Genomic DNA, 22225 nt, shown 5'->3' with positions numbered 1-22225 from the left:
CTGTTCAGCTCGCACCCCCGGTGCTGGGTCTGGGGTGGTCGCCGCCTCGGATCTGGTCGACGGCGTGCGCCAGCAGCGGTTCCAGGACGGCCAGGCCGTCCCGCACCCCGCCGGTGGACCCCGGAAGGTTGACGATCAGTGTCCGGCCGGCCACCCCGGCCAGGCCCCGGGAGAGCGCGGCGGTGGGCACCTTCTCCCGTCCGAACGCGCGGACTGCCTCCGCGATGCCCGGTACCTCGTAGTCGAGCACCGCGCGGGTCGCCTCGGGCGTGCGGTCGGTGGGTGAGATGCCGGTGCCTCCGGTGGTGACCACGACGTCGTACCCGGCCTCGACGGCCGCACGCAGGGCGGCCGCCACGGGATCCCCGTCGGGCACGACCCGCGGCCCGTCCACGGCGAATCCGAACCCCTCCAGGCCCGCCGCGATCAGCGGTCCGCCCTTGTCCTCGTAGACACCGGCGGCGGCGCGGTTGGAGGCGGTCACCACCAGCGCGCGATACGGCGCGCGCGGCGCACCACCGGCGGACGGCCCGGCGCTCACGCCCTGCTCCAGTCGCCCGACTTGCCGCCTGTCTTCTCCTCCACGCGTACGTCCGTGATGACCGCTCCCTTGTCGACCGCCTTGACCATGTCGATCACGGTGAGCGCGGCGACGGTGACCGCCGTGAGGGCCTCCATCTCGACGCCCGTGCGGTCCGTCGTCTTCACGGTGGCGTGGATCTCCACGGCGTCGTCCGCGACCGACAGGTCCAGTTTCACACCGGAGAGAGACAAGGGGTGGCACAGCGGGATCAGGTCCGGGGTGCGTTTGGCGCCCATGATGCCGGCGATGCGCGCGGTGGCGAGGGCGTCGCCCTTGGGGACGCCCTCGCCACGCAGCAACTCGATCACGCGGGGCGAGACGAGGACGCGTCCGCTGGCGCGTGCGGTTCGTGCGGTCACGTCCTTGCCGGAGACGTCGACCATGCGGGCGGCGCCTGCGTCGTCGATGTGTGTCAGGCGGTCTGGCGCAGGGCGTCCGGGGGTCTCCCCCCGGGAAGGATCAGTCATGCTGTGTGGCGCTCCCGGTCCGGGCCCGTCGCGGTGCGGCGCTCGGGCCTGCTGTGCGCGACACGGTACCGCCAAGCCGGCGCGCGCCACCGGGCAGGACCGCCCGGCGGACGGGTACGCGCGCGGGTCAGCCGAGCAGGACGACCTCGACCTCGCTGCCGGGCTCGACGGACTCCACGTCCTCGGGTACGACGATCAGCGCGTCGGCGTGCGCCAGGGCGGCGATCAGATGCGAACCGGCGCCGCCCACGGCGGTCACCTCGCCGCCGGCGTACGCCCCGCGAAGGAACTGCCTGCGCCCCTTGGGCGAGCCGAGCGCCTGGTCCGCCTTGAGGGTCGCCGTGGTACGCGGCCGGTGTACGTCCGGGAGGCCCATCAGGGTGCGGATGGCGGGGCGGACGAACAACTCGAAGGAGACATACGACGACACGGGGTTGCCGGGCAGGGCCAGCAGGGGCGTGTGCTCGGGGCCGATGGAGCCGAAGCCCTGGGGCTTGCCGGGCTGCATGGCGAGCTTGCGGAAGTCGATGCCGCCGCCCGCCTCGTCCTCGTCGCCGACGTGCGCCAGCGCCTCCTTGACGACGTCGTACGCCCCCACGCTCACGCCGCCCGTGGTGACCAGCAGGTCGGCGCGGACGAGTTGGTCCTCGATGGTGGCTCGCAGGGTGTCGGCGTCGTCGACGACCGCGCCCACCCGGTAGGCGATGGCGCCCGCGTCCCGGGCGGCGGCGGTGAGGGCGAAGCTGTTGGAGTCGTAGATCTGGCCGCTGCCCAGCTGCTCACCGGGCTGGACGAGCTCGCTGCCGGTGGACAGGACGACCACGCGCGGGCGCGGGCGCACGCGTACCGAGCCGTGGCCGATGGCGGCGAGCAGCGCGATCTGCGGCGGGCCGAGGACGGTGCCCGCCTCCAGCGCACGGTCGCCGGCCCGCACGTCGCTGCCCTTCGCGCGCACGTGCGCACGCGCCTCGGCCGGCCGGTGCACGCGTACGTGCCCCTCGGCGCCCTCGGGTGCCGAGCTGCGCGCCCGCATCCCCCCGACCGGTCCCTCGCCGAGCCCGCCGTCGGTCCACTCGACGGGGACGACGGTCTCGGCGCCGGGCGGCAGCGGGGCACCGGTCATGATCCGGGCGGCCTGGCCGGGGCCGACCGGGGTGAGCTCCGCCGCGCCCGCCGCGACGTCCCCGACGACCTCCAGGACGGCCGGGAACTCCTCGCTCGCGCCCGCGACGTCCGCGACCCGTACCGCGTACCCGTCCATGGAGCTGTTGTCGAAGGGCGGCAGCGAGACCGGCACCATGACGTCGTCGACCAGGACGCAACCCTGGGCGTCGAGGAGTTGCAGCTCGATGGGTTCCAGGGGGCGGACGGTGGTGAGGATGTCCGCCAGGTGCTCGTCCACCGACCACAGATGGTCCGGGCCGGCGGGGCGGGTCGCGGCGCTGCTCAACTCTGCTGCATCTCCTCGGCTACGTAACTGCGAAGCCAGGTCCGGAAGTCCGGGCCCAGGTCTTCACGTTCGCACGCGAGCCTGACAATGGCACGCAGATAGTCGCTGCGGTCGCCGGTGTCGTAGCGGCGGCCCTTGAAGACGACGCCGTGCACGGGGCCGCCGACCTTCCCCGCGGCGGTAGCCGCTGATGAATACGTCTGGGCGAGCTGCTGGAGAGCGTCGGTGAGCTGGATCTCGCCGCCGCGGCCCGGCTCGGTGCGCCGCAGTATGTCGAAGACGTGCGGGTCGAGGACGTAACGGCCGATGATTGCGTAGTTCGACGGTGCGTCTGCCGCGTCCGGCTTCTCCACCAGGCCGGTCACCCTGACGACGTCGCCGTCGACGGTGGTCTCCACCGCGGCGCAGCCATAAAGATGGATCTGCTCGGGGTCGACCTCCATGAGCGCGATCACACTGCCCCCGTACTGCTCCTGGACCTCGACCATGCGCTGGAGCAGCGGGTCGCGCGGGTCGATCAGGTCGTCGCCGAGCAGGACGGCGAAGGGCTCGTGGCCCACGTGCGGGGCCGCGCAGAGCACGGCGTGGCCGAGACCCTTGGGGTCGCCCTGGCGGACGTAGTGCATCGTGGCCAGGTCGCTGGACTCCTGAACCCTGGCGAGCCGACCGGCGTCGCCCTTCTTCTGGAGCGCCGACTCCAGCTCGTAGTTGCGGTCGAAGTGGTCTTCGAGGGGACGCTTGTTGCGTCCGGTGATCATGAGGACGTCGTCGAGCCCCGCCGACACGGCCTCCTCGACCACGTACTGGATCGCCGGCTTGTCGACAACCGGCAGCATCTCCTTCGGAGTGGCCTTGGTGGCCGGCAGGAACCGGGTGCCGAGGCCTGCCGCGGGAATGACAGCCTTGCTGATCCTGGGGTGCGACTGAGTCATGTCCGCAACCTTATCCGGTGCCTTTGCGAAGAATCTGAGGCTCCGGTTAATTGGAACTCATATGAGCAGATAAGAACGGATGCGGGGACGACCTGTGCGGCACGGTGAGCCTGGGGGCGAGACTGACAAGCGAATGTTTCGGCGAGAATTCCTGGAGGTGAGGAACAGGTTGACGACGGATGTCGTCAGGGAGTCTGCCGACGCGCTGGCCGAGCACGCTCTGGAACTGCCCGAGCTGGCGCGTGCACGCACGGTGGCGGCGTACGTCTCCGTCGGGAGCGAGCCCGGCACCCTCACGCTGCTCGACGCGCTGGTCACGCGGGGCGTACGCGTCCTGCTCCCCGCGCTCCTGCCGGACAACGACCTGGACTGGGGCGCGTACGCCGGGGAGGGCTCCCTCGCGCGCGTCCAACACGGCGGGAAGCTGGCGCTGTTCGAACCCTCCGGTGAACTCCTCGGGCCGGACGCGGTGCTCTCCGCCGACGTCGTGCTGCTGCCGGGGCTCGCGGTCGACGCGCGCGGGATGCGGCTGGGGCGCGGCGGAGGGTCGTACGACCGCGTACTGGCGCGTCTGGAGCGCGCGGGCGCGCGCCCGGCTCTGGTGGTGCTGCTGTACGACACGGAGGTCGTCGAGCGCGTGCCGGCGGAGGCGCACGACCGGCCGGTGCAGGCGGCGGTGACGCCGTCGGGCGCGCGCCGGTTCACGGCCCTTTGACGCAGTGGACGCGCGGGGCGGCGGCAGGCGGCGGTATGTGAAACGGCCCACCACGCACGCGTGGAGGGCCGTTTCAGCGGCGTGCTGTCCGCGGAGTCAGGGCTTGAGGACGAGCGTGTCGCCGGTGCTCTTGTCGACCGCCTTCTCCGAGAACGACCACGGGAGCAGCTCGCCGTCGGCCCACTTGTTCGTCTGGTCGGTGTAGTGGGCGCTGAAGGCGTGGCCGGAGGATCCGGTGAGGTTGATCCACTTGGATTTGTCCAGGTCGTCGAGGTTGACGACCATCCGCATGGAGGGGACCCAGACAACGCCGTAGCCGCCGGCGGCGTTCCAGCCGGTCGCGTTGACCGTGGCCTCGCCGCCGCTGAGCTTCCACGGGCCGCGGTTGAGGACGTACTGGACGATGCTCGGGCCGTCGGTGCCCAGGGTCTGGTTCTTCAGGAACAGCCGGTGCAGCCGGCCCCAGCTCCAGGTGTCGATGTCCTTGCCGAGCTTGGCGGTCAGCTCCCAGCGCGCGTCGACCATGGCGCGGGCGAACAGCTCGTCCATGTTGTCGGCCTTGGGGCGGGTGCCGGACGCGGGCGTCTTCCACCAGTCGCTGTTCGGCTTGTCCATGAGGGTGCGGACCACCTCGAACCAGCGGTCGCCGCCGTCCGGCTGGGCCTGGGCGGCGTCGCGCTCGCCGCACTCGCGCACCTTGGTGTCGTCGTCGACCGGACCGGTGTTGTCGACCTTGTCGACCCACAAACACTGGCCCTTGACCCGCAGTTCCTTGGGCAGTTTGTTGCCGAAGGCGAGCTTGAGGATGTTGCGCCAGACCGAGTTGAAGTAGGCGGCGGCAGCGGAGTCGGCGTCCTGGGTGTAGTCCCAGCCCTCGAGGAGCTTCTGGGCTTGACGCACGTCCTTGTCGTCGAGGTTGATCTTCAGCAGCCTGGGCACCAGCAGCTTGGCGATCTCACTGCTGTTGTCCAGCTGCATCTGGCGCATGTCGTCGGTGGAGATCTTGCCGCCGTCCTTGATCTTCGACTCGATCAGGTCGGTGATGCGCTGGCTGCGGGTGCCGTAGCCCCAGTCCGTGGTGAGCGTGTAGGGGTACTTGTCCTTGTCGACCACGGCCTGGTTGGCGGTGACGATGTAGCCGCGCTTCGGGTCGTACTCGTAGGGCAGTTCGTCCTGCTTGATGTAGCCGGTCCACTGATACTTGGAGTCCCAGCCCGGCGCGGGGATGGAGCCGTCGTCGGCCGACGAGCGTGTGGGGATCCTGCCCGGCAGGGTGTAGCCGATGTGGTTCTTGGTGTCGGCGTAGACCAGGTTCTGCGAGGGCACGTCGAACTGGGCGGCCGCGTCGCGGAAGCTGCTCCAGTCGGACGCCTTGTCGAGGGCGAAGACGGCGTCCATGGTGGTGCCCGGTTCGAGCGCGGTCCACTTCAGGGCGACGCCGTAGCCGTCGCCGCGGTCGGGTGCGGCGGTGTCGACGGAGGCCTTCTTGCCGACCTTGACGAGTTCGTCGTTGCGGTCGGACAGCAGGGGCATGCCGTCGGCGGTCTGCCGTACGACGATCTTCTTCGACGTGCCGCCGGCGACCTTGATGGTCTCCTCGCGGCTCGTGAAGGGCTTGGTCTTGCCGTCGTACAGGTAGCCGTCGCCGGAGAGCTTCTCCAGGTAGAGGTCGGTGACGTCGACACCGGAGTTGGTCATGCCCCAGGCGATGTCGGCGTTGTGGCCGATTATCACGCCGGGCATGCCTGCGAAGGTGTAACCGGTGACGTCGTACTGGCACTTGCTGGAGACCGACGTGCAGTGCAGGCCCATCTGGTACCAGACGGACGGCAGCGAGGCCGACAGGTGCGGGTCGTTGGCGAGCAGCGGCTTGCCGGTGATGGTGTACTTGCCCTGGACGACCCAGGAGTTGGAGCCGATGCCCTGGCCGTTCACACCGACGGCCGTGGGGACGTTGTCCAGGACGTTGTAGAGGCCCGCCAGCTGGCTTGTGAGCGCCGAACCGGTGGCGGATGAGGTGGAGGAGCCGCTGGTGCCCGTCGAGGTCCCGGAGCCGCTTGTGGAGCCGCTCTGCTCGAACGTCTTGGTGAGCTGGTCGTACTGGCCCTCCTGGACGATCGCCTTGTTGCGGCTGTACGGGTAGTCCGGGTAGAGGTCCTTGATCTGCTGCGGGCCGAGGCGGCTGGTCATCAGGGCGCGGTCGATCTCGTCCTGCATGTTGCTGCGCAGGTCCCAGGCCATCGCCTTCAGCCAGGAGACCGAGTCGACGGGGGTCCACTGCTCGGGCTTGTAGTCGTTGGCGAAGCCGAGGGCCGCGTACTCCAGGGAGATGTCCTTGCCGTCCTTGCCGTCCAGGTAGGCGTTGACTCCCTTGGCGTACGCCTGGAGGTAATTCTTCGTCGCGTCCGACAGCTTGGTGTCGTACTCCTGCTTCGCCACCCGGTCCCAGCCCAGGGTGCGCAGGAACTCGTCGTCCTTCACCTGGCCCTTGCCGAACATCTCCGACAGGCGCCCGGACGTCATGTGGCGCCGCACGTCCATCTCGTAGAACCGGTCCTGCGCCTGGACGTAGCCCTGCGCCATGAAGAGGTCCGCGTCCGACGACGCGTAGATCTGCGGGATTCCGTTGCCGTCCCGCTTCACGGTCACGGGTCCTGAGAGGCCCTTGAGCGTGAGCGAGCCCTTGGTCTGCGGGAAGGACGCACGGACCGTGCTGATCGACCAGTACGCCCCGTAGGCGATGCCTCCGACGATGGCGAGAACGAGCACCAGAACGATCAGGCGGGCTTTGCGCCCCTTCTTCCTGCCGGACTTGCCAGGCTTGTCACCCGTTGTGGCGGTGGTGTTGGGGGGCATCGCTGTCCTTGCTGTCCTAACGCGAGCGGCAGGCGGTCCTGGAGTGCTGGAGCAACCATAGGCGCAGGGCCCCGCGCGCCTTGACGCGGAGTCGGGAACCGGCGGGCAGGGGCGTTCGATCTTGCCTCGCGAAGCGTCAAGAAAGCGTCAAGAGTTAGGTAAGGTAACGAAGTACTTGGGGTGCGGTGTGCCGTAGCCCCGGATCTTGTGTACGTGAGCTTCCGCGTCGCCCGCGCGCGAGCCGAGGGAGGGAATCGCCACTGACTGTCCACCACCTCAACCAGCTCCTGCTCGTCTGCTCCCTGGTCCTGCTCGTCGCCGTCGCGGCGGTCCGGATCTCCTCGCGCAGCGGGCTCCCCAGCCTGCTCGTGTACCTGGGGATCGGCGTCCTCATGGGCCAGGACGGCATCGGCGGCATCCACTTCAACAACGCCGAGCTCACCCAGGTCATCGGATACGCGGCCCTGGTCGTGATCCTGGCCGAGGGCGGTCTCGGCACGAAGTGGAAGGAGGTCCAACCGGTCCTGGCGTCCGCTTCCGTGCTGGCCCTGGTCGGGGTCGGCGTGAGCGTCGGGGTCACCGCGGCGGGCGCGCACTATCTGGTCGGGCTGGAATGGCGGCAGGCGCTCATCATCGGAGCGGTGGTGTCCTCGACGGACGCGGCGGCGGTCTTCTCAGTGCTCCGGCGCATTCCCCTTCCCGCGCGCGTGACGGGCATGCTGGAGGCGGAGTCAGGCTTCAACGACGCCCCGGTGGTCATCCTGGTCGTCGCCTTCTCCACCGCGGGCCCGGTCGAGCACTGGTACGTCCTGGTGGGCGAGATCGCCCTGGAACTAGCGATCGGCGCGGCCATGGGCCTCGCGGTCGGCTGGCTCGGCGCCTGGGGCCTCAGGCACGTCGCGCTGCCCGCCTCCGGCCTCTACCCGATCGCCGTGATGGCCATCGCGGTCACGGCGTACGCCGCCGGCGCGCTGGCGCACGGCAGCGGCTTCCTCGCCGTCTACCTCGCCTCCATGGTGCTCGGCAACGCCAGGCTGCCGCACTGGCCCGCCACGCGCGGCTTCGCCGAGGGACTCGGCTGGATCGCCCAGATCGGCATGTTCGTCCTGCTGGGTCTGCTGGTCACCCCGCACGAGCTCGGCGACGACATCTGGCCGGCCCTGATCATCGGGCTCGTGCTCACCATGGTGGCGCGGCCCCTGAGCGTGTTCGTCAGCCTCGCGCCGTTTCGCGTGCCCTGGCGGGAGCAGACCCTGATGTCCTGGGCCGGCCTGCGAGGCGCCGTCCCCATCATCCTGGCGACGATCCCCATGGTGAACGGCGTCGACACCAGCCACCGGATCTTCAACATCGTCTTCGTCCTGGTCGTCGTCTACACCCTCGTCCAGGGACCGACGCTGCCCTGGCTGGCCCGCAAGCTACGGCTCGGCGACGGCTCGGAGGCCGCCGACCTCGGCATCGAGTCCGCGCCCCTGGAGCGGCTGCGCGGGCACCTGCTGTCCGTCTCGATCCCCGAGGGCTCCCGGATGCACGGCGTCGAGGTCAACGAGCTGCGGCTGCCCGCAGGAGCCGCCGTCACCCTGGTCGTCCGCGAAGGAAAATCGTTTGTGCCCCTGCCCACGACGGTGCTGCGGCGCGGGGACGAACTCCTCGTGGTCGCCACCGACCCGGTGCGCGACGCCGCGGAGCGGCGGCTGCGCGCGGTCGGGCACGGGGGCAAGCTGGCGGGCTGGCTCAGCACGAACGGGACGGCGGGCGCGGGCCCGCCCTCCGGGCGGTGAACGCGGGCGCGCGCGGGACGGCCGCAGGCGTGCGCGACGGCGCGGGCGTGCGGAGCGGCTGCGGGCGTGCGGAGCGACGGCGGGCGCGGGGGTCGCGGGGCACGTGTTAAGGGTGCGTTTCGGGCGGTTCACGCCCCCGCCAATCCCAGGTGAACGACCGCCGTGGTACCCGTTTTCACAGGTGTACGAGGCGTTGAGCCCTGTACGATGAAAGCACCCTGATCGAACCAACTCTGCCTGACGCAGAGCTGGCGCGACCGTATGGCGGCCGGATCGCTCTTCGCAGCGGACACCGGTATCTACCGCAGTTCCGCGCAAGAGGACAGCTCTCGGCGCCCCCGCACGGGCGCGCTACCAGGCGGCAGAAAGGCACGGGCCGTGGCATCCACGGTCACCACCGAGCCGTCGGAGAACTCGGCGGCGCCGTCCCGCCCGGGGTACGGAAAGCTGCTGCGCACCCGCGGCGCCTGGACGTTCCTGCTCCCCGGTTTCGCGGCGCGCCAGCCGTTCGCGATGCTCACCATCTCCATCGTGCTGCTGGTGCAGCACACCACCGGCTCGTACGGCGCCGCGGGCGCCGCCGCGGCGGTCACCGGTGTCTCCATGGCGCTGTTCGCGCCCTACAGCGGCCGTCTCGCCGACCGCTACGGGCAGCGCGCGGTACTGCTTCCCGGAGTGCTGGTCCACACGCTGTCAGGTCTCGCCCTCACAGCGCTCGCGCTGGCGCACGCGCCCCTGTGGGCGCTGTTCGCGGCAGCCGTGCCGACCGGCGCCTCGGTGCCGCAGATCGGCCCCATGGTGCGCGCTCGCTGGGGCGTGAAGCTCCAGGGCTCACCCCTCATGTCCACCGCGGCCGCCTTCGAGTCCGTCACGGACGAGCTCACCTTCGTCTTCGGCCCGCTGCTCGCGACCGTCCTGTGCACCGCCGTGACCCCGGCCGCCGGTCTGGTCACGGAGGCCGCGCTCACCCTGGTCGGCGGTCTCCTCTTCGCGGCGCAGGACAGCACCCAGCCGCGGGTGACCGGCACCGGCCACGCGCGCGTGCAGCGCGTCTCCGCGCTCCGCGTCCCCGGCGTGCGTGTGCTGATCGTCGCCTTCCTCGGCATCGGGTCCGTCTTCGGCGGCATGCAGGTCTCCCTCGCCGCGTTCACCGAGTCGATCGGCGAGCCCGGCCTGAACGGCGTCCTGTACGGCACCTTCGCCGCGGGCAACATGCTCTCGGGCATCGTCTGCGGCGCGATCGCCTGGAAGGCCGCCCCGCACCGGCGCCTGGTCGTCGGCTACACGGCGCTCGCGCTGACCGCGTCGGCGCTGTGGACGTCCCACTCCGTGCTCCTCCTGGCCGGCCTCGGTCTCGTGGTCGGGATGTGCATCGCACCCGCGCTGATCACCGGCTACACGCTGGTCGAGGGCCTGGTCCCGGCCGGCGCCCGCACGGAGGCGTTCACCTGGCTGACCGGTGCGGTGGCGCTCGGCCAGGCGGCCGCGGTCACGGCCGCCGGACAACTGGAGGACCGCCTGTGGGGCGGCGCCGGGTTCCTGGTGCCGATGGCGGGCACGGTGCTCGCCCTGGTGACCCTTCTGGCACTGCGCTCGCGGCTCGTCACCCGGCCCCGGAACCGTACGGTCGCACGTGGCGTCGGTCACCGCGTACCGGTGGCGGTGGACTGATCCTCGGGAATACGTCACTATAGACCGTCGTTAGCACTCATCGAGTGAGAGTGCCAGGAGGAAGACAGTGCCGACCTACCAGTACCAGTGCACCGAGTGCGGCGAGGGCCTCGAGGCGGTGCAGAAGTTCACCGATGACGCCCTGACCGAGTGCCCCAACTGCGGTGGCCGCCTGAAGAAGGTGTTCTCCGCCGTCGGCATTGTCTTCAAGGGCTCGGGCTTCTACCGCAACGACAGCCGCGGCTCCTCGTCGGGCAGCAGCCCCACGACGAAGCCGTCGAGCTCCGGCTCGTCGTCCACGTCGTCCGACTCGAAGTCGGCGTCCTCGTCGGGCTCGTCGGGCTCGACGGGCTCGACGGGCTCGACGTCGTCGTCGGGCTCCGCCAGCAGCTCCGCCGCCTGAGGCTCCTCCTCCCGGACCCCGCCGTCGTGCGACGGCGGGGTCCGAGGTGTTCCGGGGCACCGGCTCCTGCGTGTTCCGGCGGCCAGCTAATGTGCTGGGCATGGTGAACGCAGAGATCGGCGTAATCGGCGGCTCCGGCTTCTATTCCTTCCTCGAGGACGTGACCGAGGTCCAGGTCGACACGCCCTACGGTCCGCCCAGCGACTCCCTCTTCCTCGGTGAGATCGCCGGCCGCCGGGTCGCCTTCCTGCCCCGCCACGGACGCGGCCACCATCTGCCGCCGCACCGCATCAACTACCGGGCCAACCTCTGGGCGCTGCGCTCCCTCGGCGTGCGCCAGGTGCTGGGCCCGTGCGCGGTGGGCGGTCTGCGCCCCGAGTACGGTCCGGGCACGCTGCTCGTGCCGGACCAGTTGGTGGACCGCACGAAGTCCCGGGCGCAGTCGTACTTCGACGGGCTGCCGCTGCCCGACGGCGCCGTGCCGAACGTGGTGCACGTGTCCCTGGCCGACCCCTACTGCCCCACGGGGCGCGCCGCGGCGCTGAAGGCGGCCCGGGGCCGGGACTGGGAGCCGGTGGACGGGGGCACGCTGGTCGTGATCGAGGGACCGCGCTTCTCGACCCGCGCCGAATCGCTGTGGCATCAGGCGCAGGGCTGGTCCGTGGTGGGTATGACCGGCCATCCGGAGGCGGCGCTCGCCCGTGAACTGGAACTGTGCTACTCGTCGTTGACGCTGGTCACCGACCTGGACGCGGGCGCCGAGACCGGTGAGGGCGTCTCGCACGACGAGGTGCTGCAGGTGTTCGCGGCGAACGTGGACCGGCTGCGGGGTGTGCTGTTCGACGCGGTGGCGGCCCTGCCGGAGAACGCGGCACGGGACTGCCTGTGCACAAACGCGCTCGGCGGTATGGACCCGGGGTTCCCACTGCCGTAGCGCGGCCCGCTGGGCGGTCCCGAGCGCCCGGCTCCTGTGGAAAAACGGGCGGAACTCCTCCTTCGGGTGGCGGAGTTGTCCACAACCCGTGGGTAGCCCACCGGCTCCGGCGCGTTTCGGCGCGAGGCCTCATCGTGGCCTCGCAAGCCGATTCCTCGTCGCAGGTGGTGATCCACATGTCCGTTCCCCCACCCTCGTCTCCCGCCTTCCCTCCTCCCCTTCGTGTCCCGCGCCCGCTGGGCGGGGACGCCCCCGCCACCTGTGAGGTCCCGCACTTCGAGCCGGTGCGCGTACGCGGCGGAAGGTACGGGCTGGGGCGGCTGTTCCAGCACCGCGGGCGGGCCCTCGCGGCCGCCCTGGCGGTCACGGCGGCGGCGCTGGTCGCGGCCGGACCCCGTGCCGCCACGGATCCTCAGCGCGCCGAGCGGCCCCGGAAGCATCCGGTCACTCAGCCGGTACGCCGGCACGCCCCGCCCGTGGACATGGTGACGGCGCCGGTGCGGATCGCCGACGCCGCCACGGTCCGGTTGCTGCGCCCGGGCGACCGGGTGGACGTCATCGCCGCCGGGGATCCCGCGACGGGCGGGGACGCCCGGGTGATCGCGCGCGGGGTGCGCGTGACGGAGTTGCCGGAGCCGGTCGTGGGGACCTCGGAGAGCGGGGCGCTGGTCGTGCTCTCGGTTCCGCGTGCCGCCGCGACACGGCTGGTCGGCGCGAGCGCCACGGCCCGGCTGGCGGTGACGTTGTGCTGAACAGCCTGGGGAGATTTCTTGGCCGAATCCTGTCAAGTCCCTCGTTCGAGCTATCGGATTGGGCTCAATGGGCGCACGGTGACGTAGGTTGCGGAGGGCTTTGTTCCACACCCTGTGCATGCGAGGAGAGTCCCCGAGGTGAGCGAGAAGAAGGAACCGGGCATCTGGCACGGCTTCAAGGCCTTCCTGATGCGTGGCAACGTCGTCGATCTGGCAGTCGCGGTGGTCATCGGCGCCGCCTTCACGAACATCGTCAACTCGGTGGTGAAGGGGCTCATCAACCCGCTGGTCGGCGCGATCGGCACCCAGAACCTCGACAGCTACAGCACGTGCCTGAAGGAACCGTGCACGCTGAACCCGGACGGCACGGTGAGGAGCGGTATTCAGATCATGTGGGGCTCCGTCCTGGGAGCCACGCTGAGCTTCGTGATCACCGCGGCGGTCGTGTACTTCCTGATGGTCCTGCCGATGGCGAAGTACCTGGCCCGGGTGGAGGCCCGCAGGAGGGCGAAGGAGGGCACGCGCGAGGTCGTCGAGGTGACCGAGCTGGAGGTGCTGAAGGAGATACGCGACGCGCTGGTCGCGCAGCGCGGGTCCGGGCACAACGAGCGCTAGCGGCGCTGCCGCGGGCGGTCCGGGCGACGGCGCGGGCCGCTCGGAGGTGGTGGGTCCGGGCGACGGCGCGGACGGCTCAGATGTGGTGGGGCGGCTTCTCGTCGAGGAAGCGCTTGAGGTCGGCCGCGGAGTCGCCCTCCGGGCGATCGCCCCAGCCGCGGTCCGTGTCGTCCGACGACTGCCGGTCCAGCGGGTCGTCGAAGATCAGCGCGGCCTTCGGGTCGCGCGGCTCGGGCTCGGGGGCGGCTGTGCTCATGCCTCAAGGGTACGGTCCGCACGATTCCGGCCCGGCCGAGGCATCCGAAGGCCCCGGGCCTGCCGCCCGGCCTGACCGGGCCGAGGCCGAAGATGTCGTGGCCGTGGGAGAGGGCGACGAGCCCGAGTCCTTCGTGGGCCCGGATCTGCTCACCGGATTCCGCGCGTTCCTGGACGAGCAGGTCAGGGGGCTGTTCGAGAGCGTGGAGCCGGCCCCCGGCGCCACGACGGCCCCCGAGCCGTGCCCGGATGCCGTCCAGGCGGTCGCCGGCGTTGCCCGCCCGGGCGTCGCCCGTGCCCGCGTGCACACCGTCCGGCCGGCGGTCCCGAGGGGACCGCACCCGCACCCCTCTCCGCTGGGGAACACGCTCGTGAACTCATTCACAAGCTTTCGGTGCCCTTTTCTGCTGTGCTGGACGCATGACGTCGAGTTCCGTTCCGGCGCCCGCCACCCAGGGCGCATCCCACCCCCTTCGGCCGCTGCGCCGGCTCACCGCGCGCGGGCGCGACGAAGCCCACCGCGTCGCCTCGCCGCTCGAGCTCTTCTTCGACCTGTGTTTCGTGGTGGCCATCGCGCAGGCGGGTGCGGAGCTGGTGCGCGCCGTCGCGGAGGGCCATCCCGGCGAGGGCATCCTGAACTACGCGATGCAGTTCTTCGCCATCTGGTGGGCCTGGATGAACTTCACCTGGTTCTCCTCGGCGTACGACAACGACGACGCGCTCTACCGGGTCGTCACCCTGATCCAGATCGCCGGCGTCCTGGTGCTGGCGGCCGGTATCTCGCAGGCCTTCACGGACCACGACTACATGATGGTCTGGCTGGGCTACGTGATCATGCGGCTGGCGATGGCCGCGCAGTGGCTGAGAGCCGCGCGATCGGCCGAGGGCGCGGAGCGGACGATGGCGCTCCGGTATGCGGGCGGTGTGCTGCTGTGCCTGGTCGGCTGGCTCGGTCTGGTACTGCTGCCGGAGCACGCGCGCCCGTGGGTGTTCCTGGTGATGGCGGTCGCCGAGATGTGTGTGCCGTTGTACGCGGAGAAGGACTACGCCACCTCCTGGCATCCGCACCACATCGCCGAACGCTACGGACTGTTCACGATCATCGTGCTCGGGGAGACGATCGCGGCGGCCACCGTCGCCGTGAAGTCGGCCGTGGCCGAGCATGACGCGCTGGGCGAGCTGCTGCCGATCGCGACGGGCGGCCTGCTGATCGTCTTCTCCGCGTGGTGGATCTACTTCGTGGTGCCGATCCACGGCCATCTGCGCTCCAACAGGCAGTCGTTCCTGTGGGGTTACGGCCACTACCTGATCTTCGCTTCGGCGGCGTCGATCGGCGCGGGCCTGGAGGTGGCCGTCGAGCAGGCGGTCGGCAAGGCGCACATCTCGACGCTGGCCGCCTCGGCGGCCGTGACCCTGCCGACGGCGCTGTACCTGCTGACCGTGTGGGCGCTGCACTCGCGCTACTTCAAGGTCGGCATCGCCCAGCAACTGGTGCTGCCGGTGGCGGCGCTGCTGGTGATCTGCTGCACCTTCCTGGACGAGTGGGCGGTGCCGGCGGCGGGCCTGGTTTCGGCGCTGTCGGTGGCGGCCGGGACGAGCCTGACGGCGCGCACGGCCGGCCGCGAGCGCCCGGCGGACGCCACCGCGGCCGCCTCCTGACGCTCCGGGGCCACGGCGGACTGGGTCAGACTGGCCGTCATGACAGTTGACGCATTGACGGACGTGGCCGGGCTGCGGGTGGGGCACGCGACTCGCAGCGGCGGCGGCTGGCTCACCGGCACCACGGTGGTCCTCGCTCCCGAGGGCGGCGCGGTCGCCGCGGTGGACGTGCGCGGCGGCGGTCCAGGCACCAAGGAGACGGACGCGCTCGATCCGCGCAACCTGGTGCAGCGGGTGGAGGCGATCGTGCTCACGGGCGGCAGCGCCTACGGGCTCGACGCGGCATCCGGGGTGATGGCCTGGCTGGAGGAGCGGGGGCGCGGGGTGCGGGTGGGGGCGGATCCTGCGCACGTGGTGCCGGTGGTGCCCGCCGCCTGCGTCTTCGACCTGGGGCGGGGCGGTGACTTCCGGGCCCGGCCGGACGCGGCCACGGGGCGTGCGGCGGTGGAGCAGGCCGCGGCGAGCGCGCTCGGGGCACCGGTGCGGGAGGGGTGCGTGGGGGCCGGTACGGGCGCCACGGCCGGGGCGCTGAAGGGCGGGGTGGGCAGCGCGAGCGCGGTGCTGGACTCGGGGATCACGGTGGCCGCGCTGGTGGTGGCCAACGCCGCCGGCGCGGTGATGGATCCGGAAACGGGCGCGCTGTACGGAGAGTTGTTCCAGGGGCGCGTGGAGTACCCCGAGGAGCGGGTGCACGAGGCCGCGGGCCGGCGGCTCGCCGAGACCGCCTCCGACAACGGCCTACCGCCGCTCAACACCACACTCGCGGTGGTGGCGACCGATGCCGGCCTCTCCAAGGCGCAGGCGCAGAAGCTGGCCGGGACGGCGCACGACGGGATCGCGCGTGCCGTGCGGCCGGTGCACCTGCTGCACGACGGGGACACGGTGTTCGCGCTGGCGACGGGCGCGCGCACGCTCGACGAGAGCCCTCTGGCGCTGAACGACATCCTCGCGGCCGGCGCGGACCTGGTGACGCGCGCCATCGTGCGCGCCGTACGGGCCGCCGAGTCCGTGGACGGGCCGGGCGGAGTGTGGCCGTCCTACGGGGAGTTGTACGGGGCGCGGTGACAGCGGCGAGGGGCGCGCCCGACTCTGGGCCGCCCCGCTGATTGTCCCGGTTCTGTCACGTGATGGCGTTCATGGCCGTTCGGGGGAACCCCAACCCGCGCCTGCGCCCTCTTTCTCCACGCATTGGAGCAGATCACTCACATCACAAGAACCTGGAGCAGCCCGTGACAAGGCCGGACATTGCAGCGCGGCGCGCACTGGGGGCCTGTGCCGCCCTGATGGTCGGCGCCCTCACCCTGACCGCCTGCGGCGGCAACGCCAACGCCAAGAGCAACGACAGCAAGGGCGGGCAGGACGGCGCCGCCAGGACCTCGGCCGCGAAGATCGTGATCTCGGCGAAGGACGGTTCGACCGGCGCGTCCATCAACACGACCGGCGTGCAGGTCAGCGACGGCAAGCTGACCGACGTGAAGATGACCGTGGCGGGGTCGGGACAGGCCGTGAACGGCACCGTCTCGGCGGACGGCGGCACCTGGAAGCCTAAGGGGCAGCTGGAGCGCGGCACGAAGTACGAGATATCGGTCACCGCCAAGGATTCCAAGGGGCTCACGGCGGCGGCCAACTCCATCTTCACCACCGTCAATTCGGCGAACAGTTACATCGGGACGTACACGCCGGACAACGGGGCGACGGTCGGTGCGGGGATGCCGGTGTCGTTCAACTTCGACAAGGTCATCAGCGACAAGAAGGCCGTGCAGTCGCACATCACGGTCACCTCCGGCAGCGGCCAGCAGGTGGTGGGGCACTGGTTTGGGTCGCAGCGGCTGGACTTCCGGCCGCAGGCGTACTGGAAGGCCGGCTCCAAGGTCACGATGAAGATCGACCTGGACGGGGTCGAGGGCGCGAACGGCGTCTACGGGGTGCAGAAGAAGACGGTGACCTTCACCGTCGGGCGTTCGCAGGTCTCCACGGTCGACGCGAACACGCAGACCATGACGGTGGTGCGGGACGGCAAGACGCTCAAGACGGTGCCGGTGTCGACGGGCAGCCCGCAGCACACGACGTACAACGGGCAGATGGTGATCTCCGAGAAGTTCATCCAGACCCGGATGAACAGTCAGACGGTCGGCCTGGGCGGGGAGTACGACATCCCGGACGTGCCGCACGCGATGCGGCTGACGTCGTCGGGGACGTTCATCCACGGCAACTACTGGTACAACAAGGGCAACCCGCCGTTCGGACGCCAGGGCACCAGCCACGGCTGTGTGGGGCTCGCGGACGCACACGGCGCGCAGGGGGACACGACGGCCAAGTGGTTCTACGACAACTCCCTCATCGGGGACGTCGTGATCGTGAAGAACTCTCCCGACAAGACCGTGCAGCCGGACAACGGGCTCAACGGCTGGAACCTGTCGTGGAGCGAGTGGACCGCCGGAAGCGCCGTCTGACAGGCGGGTTTTGACAGATCGTCGGGTCGCGCGGGAACTTTTCGCGCGGCCCGCGCGTTTTTCCGGCGTACGTTTTCTCGGTTCCCGGACATGATGTCCGACCGAGGAGCTACGGTATGCACCCACAAGGTGACATGCAGCAACGCCGGGAGAAACCTTGAGCGTTCCGTACGAGACGGCAGCGTGCGAGCCAGCCGAGTCGCCCGAGTCTCCGGAGGAGCATCTCGCGCGGCTCCTCGGCCGTGCCCTGAACTCCTTCGAACTGCCCGACGAGGCGATAAGGCAGCTGGACTGCGCGCTGGCGCACGACAGTTCGCTGCACTCCGCGCACCACAGCGCGGGGCTGCACCGGGAGACGTACCGGCACACCTGGCTGCTCGCCGACGGATCGGCGGTCACCCTGTGGGAGCTCGTGCACAACACCGCGCCGGGCAGCGACCCGCAAGCGGAGGTGTACGTCGACGAGGAGGAGCTGCGGGCGGCGACGGCGCGGCTGCCGTTGCCGCAGGACACCCCGGACTTCGAGCTGCCGGTGCTGATGACGCTCGCGGCGGTCCCCGAACCCCGGCACGCGTATGTGCCGGACGACTCGGCGGACCACGCGCGCCGGCTTCTGCGCCGTGCGGAGAACCCCGACCGGCCGGGGGCGGAGACTGCTCAGATGCTGACGGCGGCGTTCGCGCACCAGATCACCCAGGCGTTCGGGCGGCCGGGGCAGGCGGGACGGGGCGGCCTGATCTTCTCGCTCTACGAGCACGCGTTCCTGCTGAGTGACGGCCGGGAGCTGTCCCTGTGGGAGGTCGAGCACACGGCGACGCCCGACGGCCGGCACATGTGCGAGGTATACCCGACGCAGAACGCGGCCCGTGAGGCGATGGAGCGGCGAGCAGCGCGGCGGTCCTGACCCCACCGCGCGGCGCCTCAGCGGCCGCCGAGTCGGCGTACCAGGCCGGCGAAGGCGTCCCGTTCCGCCGGGGTGAGTTCCACGGACTCCCGTGGCGGGCCGGCCTGGAGCTGGTGCGGGTGGACGGGGAGGACGGGGGCCGTGTGCCAGGCGTTGGCGTCGCGGCGGGTGTGGCGCAGCACGCGCATCAGGACCACCACCCAGCCGACGGTCGCCAGGGCGAGGGCGGTCACTCCGATCAGCTGGAGGGGCGCGACGTGCTCAGGCATGCGCCCCAGTACACACCACGGTCCGGGACTTTAGCCCCGGACCGTGACGTATCTCGCAGGTGCCGTGAACAACTCACAGCGAATCAAAGGGACAAGAGGGTGCGGGTGATCAGGCCGCGACGGGCTGCTTGGTCTCCTTCGTGGTGGCCGGGCCGGCGGCGGTGGCGCCCGCCGGGGTCTGCGGGGCCGGCTTGCGCAGGCCCTTCAGGATGACGACCAGGGCTGCGGTGACACAGACGCCGGCGGCGATGGCGATCAGGTAGAGGAACGGGTTGCCGATCAGCGGGACCACGAAGATGCCGCCGTGCGGGGCGCGCAGGGTGGCGCCGAAGGCCATCGACAGGGCGCCGGTGACCGCGCCGCCGACCATCGAGGACGGGATGACGCGCAGCGGGTCGGCGGCCGCGAACGGGATCGCGCCCTCGGAGATGAAGGAGGCGCCAAGGACCCAGGCGGCCTTGCCGTTCTCGCGTTCGGTCTCGGTGAAGAGCTTGCCGCGCACGGTGGTGGCCAGGGCCATCGCCAGCGGCGGGACCATGCCGGCCGCCATGACCGCCGCCATGATCTTCATCGCGGATTCACTGGGGTTGGAGACCGCGATACCGGCGGTGGCGAAGGTGTACGCGACCTTGTTGACCGGCCCGCCGAGGTCGAAGCACATCATCAGGCCGAGCAGGGCGCCGAGCAGGACGGCGTTGGTGCCGGTGAGGCCGTTCAGCCAGTCCGTCATGCCCTTCTGGGCGGACGCGATGGGTTTGCCGATCACCACGAACATCAGGAAGCCGACGATCGCCGAGGAGATCAACGGGATCACCACCACCGGCATGATGCCGCGCAGCGCCGCTGGGATGTTGACCTTCTGGATGCCCATCACCACCGCACCGGCGATCAGACCGGCCGCCAGACCGCCGAGGAAACCGGCGTTGATGGTGAGGGAGATCGAGCCGCCGACGAAGCCGGGGACCAGGCCCGGCCGGTCCGCCATGCCGTAGGCGATGTAGCCCGCCAGGACCGGGACGAGGAAGGCGAACGCCACGCCGCCGATCTGGAAGAACAACGCGCCCCAGCTGTCCGTCTGCGTCCACACGAAGTGGTCCATGACCGACGGCGCCTTGTTGATCTTGTAGCCGCCGATCGCGAAACCGATGGCGATCAGCAGACCGCCCGCCGCGACGAACGGGACCATGTAACTCACGCCGGACATCAGCCATTTGCGCAGCTTGGTGCCGTAGCCCTCGCCGGCGTCCCCGGCGCGCTCGACCGGCGTGGCCGGCGCGGAGCCGGAGGTCGCCTCACCGCGGGCGGCCTTCTCACGGACCTCGCCGATCAGTTCGGCGGGGCGGTTGATGCCCGCCTTCACTCCAACGTCGACGGTCGGCTTGCCGGCGAAGCGGTCCTTGTCGCGCACGGGCACGTCGTGCGCGAAGATCACGCCGTCCGCCGCCGCGATGACCTTGGGGTCGAGCCGGGTGAAGCCGGCCGAGCCCTGCGTCTCGACGACGAGTTCGATGCCCGCCTCGCGGCCCGCGTTCTCCAGGGACTCGGCAGCCATGTAGGTGTGGGCGATGCCGGTGGGGCAGGAGGTGACGGCGACGATACGGAAGGGACGCTGACCCGAGCCCGAGCCCGAGCCCGCATCGGTGGCCGAGCCCGCGTCCGTGCCGGCCGCTGCGGTGCCGGCGGAGGCCGCCACCGGCGCCGCAGCGGTGTCCTGGGAGGCGCTCACGGCGCCCTCGGGGGCACGCGCGGCACCGTCCGCGCCCGCGCCAGCGGCGCTTTCCGCGCCGGACGCGCCGGTCGCAGAGCTCGCGCTACCGGCGCCCTCGACCGCCTGCGCGCCCCCAACGGCCCCGGCGCCCGTAGCGGCCTCCGCGCCCTTCGCGGGTGTCTCGTCCCCGCGGATCAGCGCCGCAGCCGTCTCCGCGTCGCCCACCGACCGCAGCGCGTCCGTGAACTCGCCGTTCATCAGCTGGCGCGCCAGTGAGGAGAGGATCGTGAGGTGGGCGTCGTCGGCGCCGGCGGGGGCCGCGATCAGGAAGATGAGGTCGGCGGGGCCGTCCGCCGCGCCGAAGTCGATGCCGGCGGCGCTGCGTCCGAAGGCGAGCGTCGGCTCGGTGACGTGGGCGCTGCGGCAGTGCGGGATGCCGATGCCGCCGTCGAGCCCGGTCGGCATCTGGGCCTCGCGGGCGGCCACGTCGGCGAGGAAGTCCTCCAGGTCGGTCACCCGGCCCAGGGCCACCATGCGCTCGGCGAGGGCGCGCGCCGCCGCTTGCTTGGTATCGGCGGACAGGTCGAGATCGACCAGGTCCGCGGTGATCATGTCGCTCATCGCGGGCTCCTATGCACGCGTATCGCCCGGGGTGTGGGGTGGGCGGTTTCGGGGACGGGGGTGCCGTGGGGGGCGGGGTGGGGGACGGGGCCGGGGAAGCCCCGCCTCCCGGGGACGGTGGGGCGGCTCAGGGTGCCCCGCCGGCCCGTCGGCGCGGCGAGTAACGAGGGACCTCGCCACTCCTGGGCCGGTTGTCGGCGGGCGGCGCCGGGGAGAAGCGCGGCGGCGTGCAGGATCGTACGAGGGTTCATGACACCGGCTCCGTCAGTTCGCGGTCGACGGGGACGCGGTCGGTGACGGTCACCGCCGTGGGGTCCAGGTCGGCGGGGGTGGGCATCACGCTGCCGGGCAGCTGGACGGCGGCGGCGCCGTGGGCGACGGCGGAGGCGAGGGCCTCGGGGCCGCTGCCGCCGGCGATGAGGAAACCGGCGAGGGAGGAGTCGCCGGCTCCGACGTTGCTGCGGACGGTGCCCACGCGGGCGCTCGCGAACCAGGCGCCCGTGTCCTCCACGAGGAGCTGGCCGTCGGCGCCCAGGCTGGCGAGGACGGCGCGTGCGCCCATGCCGCGCAACTCCTCGGCCGCCTTCAGCGCGTCGCCGACCGTCGCCAGGGGGCGCCCGACGGCCTCCGCGAGCTCCTCGGCGTTCGGCTTCACCACGTCCGGGCGCTCGCGCAGCGCTTCGAGCAGCGCGCGCCCCGAGGTGTCCAGCGCGATGCGCGCGCCCCCAGCGTGCGCCCGGGCGACCACATCGGCGTACCAGGACGGCGCGAGCCCCCGGGGCAGGCTCCCGCAGCACGCGATCCAGTCCGCGTCACGCGACTGCTCGCGCACCGTCTCCAGGAGCAGTTCCTGCTCCGCCCGCGAGAGTTCCGGACCCGGCGCGTTGATCTTGGTGAGCACCCCGTCGGACTCCGCGAGGGCGATGTTCGAGCGGGTGGCTCCGGTGACCGGGACCGGCGCCACCTCGATGCCCTGCGCGTCGAGCAGATCGGCGACGAGCGCCCCCGGCGCACCACCCAGGGGCAGCACGGCGACCGTGCGCCGGCCGGCGGCCGCGACGGCGCGTGAGACGTTCACGCCCTTGCCGCCCGGGTCCATGCGTTCGCCGGTGGCGCGGATGACCTCGCCGCGCTCCAGGGAGGGGACCTCGTAGGTGCGGTCGAGGGAGGGATTGGGGGTGACGGTGAGGATCACGG

General features: G+C 71.3%; 20 protein-coding genes. 11 read left to right on the top strand and 9 right to left on the bottom strand.

The window, feature by feature from the left end; genetic code table 11:
• Positions 1–4 precede the first annotated feature (4 nt).
• The 4 genes from ABZ396_RS08445 to galU all read right to left on the bottom strand — a co-directional run bounded on the left by ABZ396_RS08445 (position 5) and on the right by galU (position 3432).
• Positions 5–541, bottom strand: coding sequence for a MogA/MoaB family molybdenum cofactor biosynthesis protein (locus ABZ396_RS08445; protein WP_358926500.1), 537 nt, complete (start codon positions 539–541; stop codon positions 5–7).
• The gene (gene moaC, locus ABZ396_RS08440) at positions 538–1050 is read right to left on the bottom strand and encodes a cyclic pyranopterin monophosphate synthase MoaC (RefSeq protein WP_358926501.1); all 513 of its coding nucleotides are present in this window, start codon (positions 1048–1050) and stop codon (positions 538–540) included. Before moaC ends, ABZ396_RS08445 begins: the two co-directional genes overlap by 4 nt.
• Before the next feature lie 127 nt (positions 1051–1177).
• Positions 1178–2500 (bottom strand): gephyrin-like molybdotransferase Glp, encoded by a 1323-nt coding sequence (glp, locus tag ABZ396_RS08435; RefSeq protein ID WP_359184141.1) that lies wholly within the window; start codon positions 2498–2500, stop codon positions 1178–1180.
• Positions 2497–3432, bottom strand: coding sequence for a UTP--glucose-1-phosphate uridylyltransferase GalU (gene galU / locus ABZ396_RS08430; protein WP_358926717.1), 936 nt, complete (start codon positions 3430–3432; stop codon positions 2497–2499). Before galU ends, glp begins: the two co-directional genes overlap by 4 nt.
• A gap of 133 nt (positions 3433–3565) precedes the next feature.
• Between galU and ABZ396_RS08425 the strand changes: the two genes are divergently transcribed.
• Entirely contained in the window at positions 3566–4147 is a 582-nt protein-coding gene (locus tag ABZ396_RS08425) for a 5-formyltetrahydrofolate cyclo-ligase (protein ID WP_358926718.1), read from the top strand.
• A gap of 96 nt (positions 4148–4243) precedes the next feature.
• Here ABZ396_RS08425 and ABZ396_RS08420 read toward each other — a convergent pair whose 3' ends face one another.
• Complete coding sequence (locus ABZ396_RS08420) at positions 4244–7003, bottom strand: penicillin acylase family protein (RefSeq protein WP_358926719.1); 2760 nt, start codon at positions 7001–7003, stop codon at positions 4244–4246.
• 185 nt (positions 7004–7188) lie between these two features.
• On the opposite strand from ABZ396_RS08420, the gene ABZ396_RS08415 reads away from it, so the two are divergent.
• From ABZ396_RS08415 to mscL, 6 genes are all read left to right on the top strand, one after another.
• On the top strand, positions 7189–8784 hold the full coding sequence (locus tag ABZ396_RS08415) for a potassium/proton antiporter (protein ID WP_358926720.1): 1596 nt from the start codon (positions 7189–7191) through the stop codon (positions 8782–8784).
• 378 nt (positions 8785–9162) lie between these two features.
• The gene (locus ABZ396_RS08410; protein WP_358926721.1) at positions 9163–10455 is read left to right on the top strand and encodes an MFS transporter; all 1293 of its coding nucleotides are present in this window, start codon (positions 9163–9165) and stop codon (positions 10453–10455) included.
• A gap of 67 nt (positions 10456–10522) precedes the next feature.
• The gene (locus tag ABZ396_RS08405) at positions 10523–10858 is read left to right on the top strand and encodes an FmdB family zinc ribbon protein (protein WP_358926722.1); all 336 of its coding nucleotides are present in this window, start codon (positions 10523–10525) and stop codon (positions 10856–10858) included.
• Between the two features lie 100 nt (positions 10859–10958).
• Positions 10959–11792, top strand: a complete 834-nt coding sequence (locus ABZ396_RS08400) for an S-methyl-5'-thioadenosine phosphorylase (protein ID WP_358926723.1) — start codon at positions 10959–10961, stop codon at positions 11790–11792.
• A 176-nt stretch (positions 11793–11968) separates the two neighbouring features.
• Positions 11969–12544 carry a hypothetical protein gene (locus ABZ396_RS08395; protein ID WP_358926724.1) on the top strand — a complete coding sequence of 192 codons (576 nt, stop codon included), beginning with the start codon at positions 11969–11971 and terminating at the stop codon, positions 12542–12544.
• Between the two features lie 138 nt (positions 12545–12682).
• Positions 12683–13159: a large conductance mechanosensitive channel protein MscL gene (mscL, locus tag ABZ396_RS08390; RefSeq protein ID WP_358926725.1), complete on the top strand. Its 477-nt coding sequence runs from the start codon at positions 12683–12685 to the stop codon at positions 13157–13159.
• Between the two features lie 76 nt (positions 13160–13235).
• On the opposite strand, the gene ABZ396_RS08385 is transcribed toward mscL, so the two are convergent.
• A complete protein-coding gene (locus ABZ396_RS08385) occupies positions 13236–13415 on the bottom strand; it encodes a hypothetical protein (protein WP_358926726.1) in 180 nt (59 codons plus the stop codon).
• A gap of 419 nt (positions 13416–13834) precedes the next feature.
• Between ABZ396_RS08385 and ABZ396_RS08380 the strand changes: the two genes are divergently transcribed.
• From ABZ396_RS08380 to ABZ396_RS08365, 4 genes are all read left to right on the top strand, one after another.
• Complete coding sequence (locus ABZ396_RS08380) at positions 13835–15073, top strand: low temperature requirement protein A (protein ID WP_358926727.1); 1239 nt, start codon at positions 13835–13837, stop codon at positions 15071–15073.
• A 39-nt stretch (positions 15074–15112) separates the two neighbouring features.
• Entirely contained in the window at positions 15113–16138 is a 1026-nt protein-coding gene (locus ABZ396_RS08375) for a P1 family peptidase (RefSeq protein WP_358926728.1), read from the top strand.
• A 164-nt stretch (positions 16139–16302) separates the two neighbouring features.
• On the top strand, positions 16303–17526 hold the full coding sequence (locus ABZ396_RS08370; RefSeq protein ID WP_358926729.1) for an Ig-like domain-containing protein: 1224 nt from the start codon (positions 16303–16305) through the stop codon (positions 17524–17526).
• 157 nt (positions 17527–17683) lie between these two features.
• Positions 17684–18430: a DUF6227 family protein gene (locus tag ABZ396_RS08365; protein ID WP_358926730.1), complete on the top strand. Its 747-nt coding sequence runs from the start codon at positions 17684–17686 to the stop codon at positions 18428–18430.
• Between the two features lie 17 nt (positions 18431–18447).
• Here the strand turns inward: ABZ396_RS08365 and ABZ396_RS08360 are convergent, their stop codons facing one another.
• The 3 genes from ABZ396_RS08360 to pfkB form a co-directional block, all read right to left on the bottom strand.
• A complete protein-coding gene (locus ABZ396_RS08360) occupies positions 18448–18699 on the bottom strand; it encodes a hypothetical protein (RefSeq protein ID WP_358926731.1) in 252 nt (83 codons plus the stop codon).
• A gap of 109 nt (positions 18700–18808) precedes the next feature.
• Positions 18809–21028 (bottom strand): fructose-specific PTS transporter subunit EIIC, encoded by a 2220-nt coding sequence (locus ABZ396_RS08355; protein ID WP_359184133.1) that lies wholly within the window; start codon positions 21026–21028, stop codon positions 18809–18811.
• Positions 21029–21275: 247 nt separating this feature from the next.
• Positions 21276–22223, bottom strand: coding sequence for a 1-phosphofructokinase (pfkB, locus tag ABZ396_RS08350; protein WP_358920745.1), 948 nt, complete (start codon positions 22221–22223; stop codon positions 21276–21278).
• Between the last annotated feature and the right edge of the window lie 2 nt (positions 22224–22225).

The sequence above is a fragment of the Streptomyces sp. NPDC005866 genome (genome assembly GCF_040629895.1).
In the GTDB taxonomy this organism is placed as follows: Bacteria; Actinomycetota; Actinomycetes; order Streptomycetales; family Streptomycetaceae; genus Streptomyces.
This window is presented reverse-complemented; position numbering and strand designations above follow the sequence as displayed.

Bases quoted from the DNA above. Each gene is read 5' to 3' on its own strand.
- moaC (WP_358926501.1), bottom strand. From the start codon at position 1,050: ATGACTGATCCTTCCCGGGGGGAGACCCCCGGACGCCCTGCGCCAGAC.
- galU (WP_358926717.1), bottom strand. From the start codon at position 3,432: ATGACTCAGTCGCACCCCAGGATCAGCAAGGCTGTCATTCCCGCGGCA.
- ABZ396_RS08425 (WP_358926718.1), top strand. From the start codon at position 3,566: ATGTTTCGGCGAGAATTCCTGGAGGTGAGGAACAGGTTGACGACGGAT.
- ABZ396_RS08420 (WP_358926719.1), bottom strand. From the start codon at position 7,003: ATGCCCCCCAACACCACCGCCACAACGGGTGACAAGCCTGGCAAGTCC.
- ABZ396_RS08400 (WP_358926723.1), top strand. From the start codon at position 10,959: ATGGTGAACGCAGAGATCGGCGTAATCGGCGGCTCCGGCTTCTATTCC.
- ABZ396_RS08395 (WP_358926724.1), top strand. From the start codon at position 11,969: ATGTCCGTTCCCCCACCCTCGTCTCCCGCCTTCCCTCCTCCCCTTCGT.
- ABZ396_RS08385 (WP_358926726.1), bottom strand. From the start codon at position 13,415: ATGAGCACAGCCGCCCCCGAGCCCGAGCCGCGCGACCCGAAGGCCGCG.
- ABZ396_RS08380 (WP_358926727.1), top strand. From the start codon at position 13,835: ATGACGTCGAGTTCCGTTCCGGCGCCCGCCACCCAGGGCGCATCCCAC.
- ABZ396_RS08375 (WP_358926728.1), top strand. From the start codon at position 15,113: ATGACAGTTGACGCATTGACGGACGTGGCCGGGCTGCGGGTGGGGCAC.
- ABZ396_RS08360 (WP_358926731.1), bottom strand. From the start codon at position 18,699: ATGCCTGAGCACGTCGCGCCCCTCCAGCTGATCGGAGTGACCGCCCTC.
- ABZ396_RS08355 (WP_359184133.1), bottom strand. From the start codon at position 21,028: ATGAGCGACATGATCACCGCGGACCTGGTCGATCTCGACCTGTCCGCC.